The sequence below is a fragment of the Actinocrinis sp. genome (assembly GCF_035946395.1).
Lineage (GTDB): Bacteria > Actinomycetota > Actinomycetes > Streptomycetales > Catenulisporaceae > Actinocrinis.
In genome coordinates this window covers 1-2,804 of sequence record NZ_DASYZI010000436.1, presented here as the reverse complement: position 1 = coordinate 2,804, position 2,804 = coordinate 1, and the positions used below count along the sequence as shown (strand labels likewise).

Sequence of the window (2,804 nt, the reverse complement as noted above, 5' to 3'; positions counted from 1 at the left end):
CCGGATGAACACCGGCTGCCGTGCCGCGCATCTGTGCGGTGCGGCAGCCAGCCCATCGCCGTCGGCACGCTGTCTCTGTGAGGGCATCATGCGTTTCCCGAATTCCCGCCAGATCTGCACGATCCTAGCCTTGGCCCTGGCTGGCGGGGCTGCGGCGGCATGCTCTGACGATGGCCGCGTGCCCCGCAGTGCTGCCGCCACGACCGCGGTCCCGCCGATCCACGTCAGCGCAGTCCCGAACGTCGCGAACAGCTCTTCGCTTGTGTTCCCGATCGACGCCTACCTGTTCACCGACGACCAGTTCATTGAGATAGACCGCGCCACCAACGTGCTCACGGACCAGTGCATGCAACAGTTTGGCATCCGGTTCACCGCGCCACCGCCCAACATCCTGCCGGGAACCTCCACCGACTCCAACGCCCCACGACGCTACGGAGTGTCCGATGCCGCATCGGTGGCAGTACTCGGCTACCACCCACCGTCCGGCGCACCCTTCCCGGAAAAGCCCGCACTCGACCAAACCGATCTCACAGTGCTGACCGGCATCAGCAACACGAACACCTCCCCACCAACCACAAACCCCAGCACCTACCACGGTCGGCCCATCCCCTCCGGCGGCTGCATCGGCCAAGCCCGCGCGAAACTAACCGCGCACGGCGGCACCACCAACAACGCCCCCTTGGCCGACAGCATCAACCAGACCAGCCTGTCCCTATCGCAGCGCGAACCGCAGGTGATCACAGCGATCAAACAATGGTCGGCATGCATGACAGTACACGGATACACCTACGCGACACCGTACGATGCCATCAACGACCCGCAATGGAACACCCCCAAGGCTTCGCCACGGGAGATCCGGACCGCGAGCGCCGACGTCGCCTGCAAACAGCAGACCAACCTCATCGGCACCTGGTACGCCGTCGAAGCCGCCCTGCAACGCAACTTCATCGCCACACACCAGCCGCAAATGGCACCGATCAAGACCGGGATCGCGGCCGAACTGGCGGTAGCCTCCCGGGTCCTGGGCAACGACTGAGCCCTCTGCGGCTTGATCTGCCACTGCCAGGACCTGTGGATTGGCGCGCGAACCGTTTCGCTGCTCACCACGGTGATCACCGCTGGCCAACGAGCCGAGGGCGCTCAGCGACACCAGCGGTGCGAAACTGCTCGCCTGAGACGTCGAGATGAGCCAGCACGTCAAGCGGCTCGCCCCGCGTCAACTCGTCGTGACCGGTGACGAAGTGTTCTAGGCGATCCGAGCGCCAGCGACTATCCGTACACTGTGTTTGAGAGCGTGCGGTGGAAGGAAGTTGGCCGCGCTGCCCGACGTCGACTACGCCACCATCCACCTCTATCCGCAGGGCTGGGGCGAGAACCCGGCGTCCAACCGGGCCCAGACCCGGTGGTGCGGGGCGAGGCCTGGATCATCAAGCACGCCGCCGACGCTGCGGGCTTGGGTGAGCCGCTGGTCTTGGAGGAGTTCGGCGTCTCACTCAACGCCTCGCGGGGTGTTTCGACGAGGCAACCCGCGACGTCGCGTATTAGATGGCTCGACGCGGTGCTGCAATCCGGCGGCGCGGGCGACCAGTTCTGGTTGTTGACCTCCCGAGCGGACGCCGGCTCGTTCTACCCGGACCACGACGGATACCGGGTGATGTGGAACGCTGACGTGTCCAATCTGGCAGCGAGCCTCGCGAAGCTCCTGTCCGCGCATGCGAAGGCGATGGCCGACGGCTGACCGTCCTGGTCCGCGCCCCTTGGCTTGGTTCTCCGGTCACCGTGGCTCGGTGAGGAACTGACTGAGCGCGGGGGCGAAGGCGGTCGGGGCGTCGACCCAGGGGAAGTGCCCGGCGCCTGGCTGGACGACGACGGTCGCGTCAGGGAACAGGGGTGCTGCCTGCTGCGCCATGGTGGGAGTGACCAGGGGATCGAGGTCCCCGACGTGGAGCAGGACGGGCGCGGCCAGCCGGGTGAGGGCGGCCCGGACGGACGGCGGGTCGATGTCGGCGCCGGCGAAGTAGCCCACCCGCGCTACCTGGTGGCGGTCGGCGGTCCCGAGCATCGCGTGCGCTCGGGCCGCCTCGTTCCAGTGGGCGTAGAACACCGGCCTGGACGCGGCGAACGACTCCGGGGACAGGTCGCCGGTGAGGATCTTCTCCAACGCCGCGCGCGCTTCCGGGTACCAGGGTTCGGCTGCGAGGCGGTTGAGAACGGCGTCGAACTGCTCCTTGACGGGGTGGACGGCCAGGGCGCCGAGGCCCGGGGTGACCAGGACCAGCCGGGACAGGCGTTCGGGGAACTTGGCCGCGTAGAGCAGGGCGAGGTTGGCGCCAGCCGAGTGTGCGAGCAGGTCCATCCGTTCCAGGCCGAGGTGGACGCGCAGCGATTCGACGTCTTGGACGAGTCGGTCGACGCGGAGGGACGCTGGGTCCGCCGGGTTGGCGGAGTGCCCGACGCGGCGCGGGTCCACCAGGATCAGGCGCCGCTCGGCGTCCAGACCGCCGAGTTCGCCCAGGTACTGCGCCGCCCGGCCCGGCCCGCCCGGCAGGCACACCAGCGGTGGGCCGTCACCGGCCGTGCGATGGCTGATCTCGGTTCCGTCGTAGGACACGAAGCGGTGCATCGCCTCACCCACCTCCGTCGGCAGCCTATGTCACTTCAGTTGGCTGCGACGCGTCGGCTTCCGGTCGTATCGGCCGGTTGATGCCCAGGTAGGGTGCTGTCAAGGGAGCGCATGGAGCGTTTGTGGGAGCATACGAGCGCCAATGCGCCACCCCGTGGGAGCAGGATGCTGTGACAGGATC

3 protein-coding genes are annotated in these 2,804 nt (G+C 67.7%); 2 read left to right on the top strand and 1 reads right to left on the bottom strand.

Features of this window, described 5'->3' with window-relative positions; translation table 11 throughout:
* On the top strand, positions 1–1,036 hold a 1,036-nt coding region (locus VGS97_RS27445), incomplete at its 5' end, for a hypothetical protein (RefSeq protein WP_326856568.1).
* A gap of 366 nt (positions 1,037–1,402) precedes the next feature.
* Positions 1,403–1,738, top strand: a complete 336-nt coding sequence (locus VGS97_RS27440) for a hypothetical protein (protein WP_326856567.1) — start codon at positions 1,403–1,405, stop codon at positions 1,736–1,738.
* Positions 1,739–1,774: 36 nt separating this feature from the next.
* On the opposite strand, the gene VGS97_RS27435 is transcribed toward VGS97_RS27440, so the two are convergent.
* Positions 1,775–2,623 carry an alpha/beta hydrolase gene (locus VGS97_RS27435; RefSeq protein WP_326856566.1) on the bottom strand — a complete coding sequence of 283 codons (849 nt, stop codon included), beginning with the start codon at positions 2,621–2,623 and terminating at the stop codon, positions 1,775–1,777.
* Between the last annotated feature and the right edge of the window lie 181 nt (positions 2,624–2,804).